The 6,796-nt window shown below is 37.8% G+C and carries 6 protein-coding genes; 3 read left to right on the top strand and 3 right to left on the bottom strand.

Annotated features, from left to right (window positions below; all coding sequences use genetic code 11):
- Window positions 1-405 precede the first annotated feature (405 nt).
- Both ABES02_RS19095 and ABES02_RS19090 read right to left on the bottom strand, forming a co-directional pair.
- Entirely contained in the window at window positions 406-1,257 is an 852-nt protein-coding gene (locus tag ABES02_RS19095) for an alpha/beta fold hydrolase (RefSeq protein ID WP_430138349.1), read from the bottom strand.
- A 457-nt stretch (window positions 1,258-1,714) separates the two neighbouring features.
- Window positions 1,715-3,175, bottom strand: coding sequence for an alpha/beta hydrolase (locus tag ABES02_RS19090; RefSeq protein ID WP_430138378.1), 1,461 nt, complete (start codon window positions 3,173-3,175; stop codon window positions 1,715-1,717).
- Between the two features lie 718 nt (window positions 3,176-3,893).
- Between ABES02_RS19090 and ABES02_RS19085 the strand changes: the two genes are divergently transcribed.
- From ABES02_RS19085 to ABES02_RS19075, 3 genes are all read left to right on the top strand, one after another.
- Window positions 3,894-4,229, top strand: a complete 336-nt coding sequence (locus tag ABES02_RS19085; RefSeq protein WP_430138375.1) for an ArsR/SmtB family transcription factor — start codon at window positions 3,894-3,896, stop codon at window positions 4,227-4,229.
- A gap of 114 nt (window positions 4,230-4,343) precedes the next feature.
- Window positions 4,344-4,874: an SRPBCC domain-containing protein gene (locus ABES02_RS19080; protein WP_430138346.1), complete on the top strand. Its 531-nt coding sequence runs from the start codon at window positions 4,344-4,346 to the stop codon at window positions 4,872-4,874.
- 453 nt (window positions 4,875-5,327) lie between these two features.
- On the top strand, window positions 5,328-5,642 hold the full coding sequence (locus tag ABES02_RS19075; protein WP_430138344.1) for a hypothetical protein: 315 nt from the start codon (window positions 5,328-5,330) through the stop codon (window positions 5,640-5,642).
- Between the two features lie 154 nt (window positions 5,643-5,796).
- Here ABES02_RS19075 and bacA read toward each other — a convergent pair whose 3' ends face one another.
- Complete coding sequence (bacA, locus tag ABES02_RS19070) at window positions 5,797-6,594, bottom strand: undecaprenyl-diphosphate phosphatase (protein ID WP_430138342.1); 798 nt, start codon at window positions 6,592-6,594, stop codon at window positions 5,797-5,799.
- Window positions 6,595-6,796 lie beyond the last annotated feature (202 nt).

The following is a 6,796-nucleotide window of genomic DNA, read 5'->3' as shown; positions in this document are numbered from 1 at the left end:
TTCCATCCTACACCTTCTTCAACTATTCTGCTTCTTTAGTTTAAGTACATTCTTTCACAATCTTCATTTAATTTAACAAAAATATCCAATCTCCTTGTTGGATATCTTCAAAATGTTCAAATTCTCAGTTAAATACACACCAAAAATCGCATCAAATTCACATACCTTCCAATAATTATTTCAGCCTTGTGAATTACCTTATGAATTCATATATGAAAAAGTCTAAAAGTGTGTAGAAACCTTGTTATACCAACTAAAAAACACACGAAATTTCCTAAGTGAAATGACGTGTGTTTCTCCCTGGGATTTTAATGTTTGCACCTCTAAAATGAACCCGTCAAAAGCAGCTAAGAGGGTTATTTCTTCTTCCTTCTCTAAAGGTTATCTTACATTTTTAATAATAATTTACTGAAGAAAATTCTCTATGATGGAGATTTGTTCTTCCGTATTTAAAGCTGGTGCATGTCCTAGTTTTGGAATCGTTACCATTTGGCAGTTTGATTTTTGCTGCATTTTAACCGCTACATCTAGGGGCAATACGTCTGATATCTCCCCTCGGATGAGTAATATTTTAGATTGAATGGCTTCCCACTGCTTCCATAAGTTTAAATCCCCGGTTTGCTGAAATTGTAAAGCAATGTTCGGGTCATAATTAGGACTAATTCCCCCATCATCTCTTCGTCTGCAAGAATATTGGGTAAAATCAGTCCATTCCTGTTCATTAGAAAGACCAAATGTGGCATAAATAGTCTTATAATAATTCTTTAGTTCGGTAAAGGTTTTGAATTGTGGAGGAGTTCCAACATAACTTATAATTCGTTTTATGCCTTCAATATCTTGAACAGCATTGTCAGAAGCACCTGCACCAATGTCATTTAAAATTAAGTGGGTAATACGATTTTGGTGAAGAGGCGTTCCTGCAATACGCATCCCAATGGCTCCTCCCATCGAGGTTCCAACCCAACGGACTTGCTCTATTCCTAAATGGTCTAATAATCCAATAGCTAGGTTACTGTAACTTTCAAAACAATAATCCTTTTCAGGGAAAGAACTCCATTGGCTCCATCCTCGCCCAATCGTATCTGGACAAAGGATATGATAATCTTGAGCCAAATGGCGAGCCAAAATATCAAAGTCTCGCCCGTTCCGAGTTAAGCCGTGCCAACAAACCACAGTTGGTTTCTGCGGATCACCCCATTGCGTAAAATGAACTTCCATTCCATTAATGGTTTCAAATCTAGACTTAGGTAATAACATACTTTATCCCCCTTCATTTCTAATATTCTATTAATTACATATTCGCTATACGTGAAGGAATCCCTGTATACTATTAATCGTGCATTTCCGAGGAAATTCGATACGTGTTTTACTAATTAAACGTTTGATTAAAACTTCTTAATACCTTGATAAAATAAGCATCTAATGATCATCTATGAAAAAATAATGTAGAAAAAAAGACGTTAATTCCCCAGAAAGTTTAACAACTTTATCAAAAAAGTGTGTTATTTCCCTTTACCCTACGTGATTTGATAAGATCCCCAATTATTCAACCTTAATCAAACGTTTGATTAAATATCACCTCAACCAGCACCCCGTCTTTATTTTTTTCCTAAAATAAGCGCAAATCATGTCGAGTTCTTACCTAAAAAAGCAACAAAAAAGTCCGTGAGAAGACTTTGTTTCTCAGGACCATTTTTAACTAAAAACGATTGTTTTATTTAGGCGCTATTTCTCTACCAGTCTTAATATCAAACACTTTTGTATGATCCTGCGGGGCTGAGATGACTTTACTTTTAGGTGCTTTTTTATGATTTTCCACCCAGTCCACGAGTAAGTCAAAAGCTTGATGTGCATACGGTAGTAAAGGCTGCAACTCTTTATTCGGATCTGTTGAATTGTTCCAGACTAAGCTGTCTACATGGTTTCCTTTTTCAATGGTATAGAGTCGGTGTAATTTTCCTTTTCCTGCTTCATTTACTAGCTTGTCGTAGGCATCAGCATGGATGGACGGAAAAATTAATGAGTCCCAAGAACCCGATATACTGATCAACGGTACATCAATATCGCCAGTATTTTCAATCGCTTTTACATTTTGTTTTACTTCGCGAGGTCGTAACGTATAATCATAATCTTTAAAGATGGAGTCGTAAATACGATCACGAATACCATCCTTAAAATTCAAATAGTTTCTCCAATCAACTTGGTTTGGTGCAGTAGGATCGAGTTCATCGCGATAAATATTTAATGTGACGAACCAGTAGACCTGGTCATGATAACCCCAAAGTTTTTCGGAACCTTTCGGTAAGCCCGCTTTATACATATTCTCCATTGCTGTTTGCTTTTCTTCGCCTGTACCGTAAAGGGCTTTCTCTGCATTATTGACGACTGGAGTTAACGAACTAATTAAATTCGGTTCATTCGCTCTCCATAACACGCCTTCCCAATCCACTCCTCCATCATAAATAGCAGGTTCCCCTGTCTTTTCTGGGCCATCGTGTTCAAGTGCATAACGGACGACATAACCACCATTTGAAATTCCCATTGCATAGGTAGGAACTTTGTGTTTTTTGGTAATCAACTTGCTGGCTGGATTTTTCCGATCACTCTCTTTAATGAGCCTATCCGAATAATTTTCAGTTAAGTATTTTTGTGCGGCTATGGTCAATTGTCGAAAGCGTTGATTCCATTCCGTAATACTGTCATCCTCTGCAACTAAGGCATTCTTTACTTTTGCGAATGGATCATTAGCGTCAATCTCCCCTTGTGTCCCTTTATCCGTAGCCGCAAATGCATAGCCTTTTGCTAAAACATAATCACTAAACAGTAAATCAGTCGCCGTTTCATTTCGAGTCGCAGGTATACCGGATATAACTAATTTTCCATTCCAGTTGTCTGGTACACGAATGACAAATTTCGCATCGTCGAACATTCCGTTGACTTGAACTCCGGTAATGGCTGCAGGGTTGAACATGCTATACCAACCAGTTCCGTCTTCCTTTTTCCCCCAATTATAAGGAGCGAGTCCCAGATTTCCAAAGACAGTTGCTGCTGCATATTGTGCTGGGTTTTTCGTAGTTAACCAATTTTCGTTTGTCCCATCAAACTTAGTCACGCTAACGCCTTCTGCCCCCGGTACGGGTGAGGAATAGGAAGCCGCGGAAACTTGGGTCTGCATGAAATTCTGAGGAACAAGCGGAAGCATTAAAGCAGAAGACGCAGTTATCGCTAATAGTTTACGTTTCACCAAAAAACTCCTCCAATTCAAATTAGTATTTTATATTTTCGTAATCCTATAGTTTGAAAGAATCACATATCATACCTTCGATCAAGTTGAAAAGTGATTTGGAACTGTAATGAAAAAATCCATGTAATCCCCTTTTCTGTTTTTATGGAAAGCGTTTACAAAATTCCATTTTACAAGATACCCCCTTTATTTAATAATTTAGTAGCAAGTTTCATACCACAATTGACTTATTATTCAGAATTAATTAAAAGTTGAAAGAATCCTTAAGAAACAAGGCCAATATATTTTTCTTATAATAATAGTAAAATATTAAAAATAATAATTTCCGCTTTTGTGGAATTTTTTCCAATAACCCTTTCCGAAAAACAGGAAATTTCCGTTTTTCAGGAAAAAACGACTGGGGCACGCTTCTTTGTGGAATGAAAATTAAATTTTCATGAAAAACAATTGCTAACTAGACCATTTTGAATGAGAGTCCATTGTTTAGTAATAATCAGACTGGGGCCTCTCCTAATTACCGGGTGAGCGTTTTTTTCACCTTGTTGGGCATTACTATAAACTATCACAGAAGTACCGCCGATCTTGAATGAGGAAATAAAGACTTCAATATTCCTTTACAGGAATATTCTTTTTCGTGTATATTGCGAATATGAAAACAACTTTGAATGCTCTTGCTGAGCCAAACCGGCTTCAAATCGTTGAACTCTTGCGTGATGGCCCACTCACAGTCGGGGAAATTGCCGAGCAGCTTGGACTCAATCAGCCGCAAGCGTCCAAACATCTTCGTGTCCTTAATAATGCCGGGCTCGTCGAGGTGCAAGCGATGGCCAATCGACGAATCTACAAACTGAGGGCCGAGCCGTTCAAAGAGCTTGATGCCTGGTTGGAGTCTTACCGCAAAATTTGGAATGAGAGATTCGATCGCCTAGACGATTACCTGCAGGTCCTGCAAGGTAAGGAAGTGAAGAACGATGACAAGCAGTAGTCCTGCCGAAAAACGCAACAAATGGCCAATGAGGTAGCAAATCCACGCTTGATTGTCTTGAGGAACAATTGACGAAGATTTGATCAACACAACGATTTTTAAGGAGGAACTAACATGATAAATGAAAATCTAACAAACTCTACCACAATGGACGCTGAAAAATCCGAATTGGTTATCACGCGTACTTTCAATGCCCCACGGGAGCTTGTGTTCAAGGTTTGGACGGATCCTGAGCATCTTAAGCACTGGTGGGGGCCAAAAGGCTTCGCGTTAGATATAACGAAGTTCGATCTCCGCCCAGATGGCGTCTTTCTCTATAGAATGCGCTCTGAGGATGGTTTCGAAATGTGGGGCAAGTTTGTATTTCGCGAAATCAGTGCACCAGAGAAACTCGTCTACATTAATTCATTTTCTGATGAGGAGGGCAATACGGTCCGTGCACCCTTTAGCCCGATCTGGCCGTTAGAAGTATTAAATACTCTGACGCTTTCAGAAACGGACGGCAAAACCACCATCACCCATAGAGGCGGTCCTATTAATGCCTCTGAGGAAGAACGGAAGAGATTTGTGGAAGAGTTTGAATCCATGAAGCAAGGTTTTGGCGGGACCTTTGATCAGCTCGACGAGTACTTGGCTAGAGCGTGACCATCTTCAACTGCTCAATAATAAAAGGAGCTGCACAGCTCCTTTTGTTAAACTCCTGAATCCATTTGTTTAGTTTATCAGCTTTTATTATGCCTCGATAGGGCCATTGTATTTTTTCACTCAAATTACTTTACCTTCGAAATAGTGCTCGATTCTGGTATGGAGCAAGAACTGCTGCAAGATTTGTTAAGCGAACACGCGGCACACTTCCCTTGTTTGCTTTTTTTAATATGACGGGCCATCGTACAGAGCACCAGGAGTGAACTATACAACCTACTATGCAGATTGTGTTCCCCCCCTCTCATTCATTATAATCTCTAGTGCATTCATACTATCGAAAACCTAATTGACAATGATTATCATTTTCGATAAGATGTAAATGTCCTTGAACTAGTGACATATTTTCATAGTTGAAACAACTAGAAATAGAATATACTGGGGGAAAAATGATCCATGCTTAGTAATCATTCATTTAAGATTTTCAAAAAAATTCATTTGTTCATTGGTTTAAGTACATCTTTTTTATTAACTGGCGTAAGTATCATTGGATTTATAGTAAGGCATCCTAATTTATTTAAAATCGATGAAAATGTTTCAAGTTTAAATTCAGGTCATTTTATTTTTGGTAATCAAGAATTCGATCTTTGCATTTTATTAGATATATTAGCTATAAGTTTATTACTATTAACAATAAGTGGTTTTGTCATGTGGTATTATCCAATATCAGTCAAAAAAAGAAAGAAAAAAATACATAATATAGCTGCTTAATTTAAATTTAAGCACAAAAAAAGAGATGGAATTCTAAACGAATTCCACCTCTTCTTTATTTAACTACCGTTGATTTCCAAAAGTTGTTTTTTAATCAAAAACTAAGCCAGTCCCTTTAATAATAGGAACTGGCTTACCAAGTGCGCCGATTTTCCTAGAGAATGACAATAACATAGAATAAAACGGCCAATACGATGCGGTAATAGGCAAAAACGTTTAAACCGATTTTTCCTAATATTTTAAGGAATAGAACTGCTACAAACATTGCTACAGCAAATGCCGTGAAAAAACCGATCGCGAACAAAGGAAAGTCGCTCGCATGTAAAAAATGCATACTTTTAATAAAATCCAAACCTGTTGCCCCCACCATAATAGGAAGGGCAATTAAAAAGGAAAATTCAGCTGCCGTTTTATGATTGGCTCCAGCTAGTAATCCACCTGAGATCGTGGAACCTGCACGGGAAAAACCAGGGATTACTGCTAAGCATTGAAATAGTCCAATGGTTAAAGCTTGTTTGTAGCTCAAATCATCAACCGTTTCAGCAGTGAAAGCTCTGTGTGCTTTCTCTGCAAAAATCATCAAAATCGCTCCAGCAATAAGGCTGACCACGACAACCTTTGGTGAAAAAAGCTGCGTTTTAATGAAATCATGCAGCACTAGCCCTGCAACCGCGGCTGGAATTACCCCTAATATAATATGGATGACATCTAATTTCTTTTCCGGTTTTCCAATCGTTTTGAAATTTAATAGCGAAAGGTATCTTTTCCAATATAAAACTAAAATGGCAAGCATAGAACCAAGTTGGATAATGACCTCAAAGGTATTCGCCTTTTGCCCTGTAAACCCTAACAAACTGCCCACTAAAATCAAGTGTCCTGTAGATGATACAGGTAAATATTCTGTTAATCCTTCCACGATTCCCAATATAAAGGCTATGATGTGTTCATTCATGATTTTCTTATTCCCTTCATTTGTTCCTTGCTTTGCATTGAAGAACATACATAAAGAGAATCAAAAATGTGATTCTCTTTATAAGGTAGTATAATATCAATATTTCAAATTTCAAGTGACAACAATAAATTTAACAAAAGCTTAACATCCCCTCTGCTAACAGTTTCACTAGTAGTGTATGTTTTCATTTTATAGGTCATAG

Source organism: Neobacillus pocheonensis (assembly GCF_050477905.1).
Lineage (GTDB): Bacteria > Bacillota > Bacilli > Bacillales > Cytobacillaceae > Neobacillus > Neobacillus pocheonensis_A.
The sequence above is the reverse complement of the archived record's forward strand: the minus strand, read 5'-3'. Positions and strand labels throughout refer to the sequence as shown.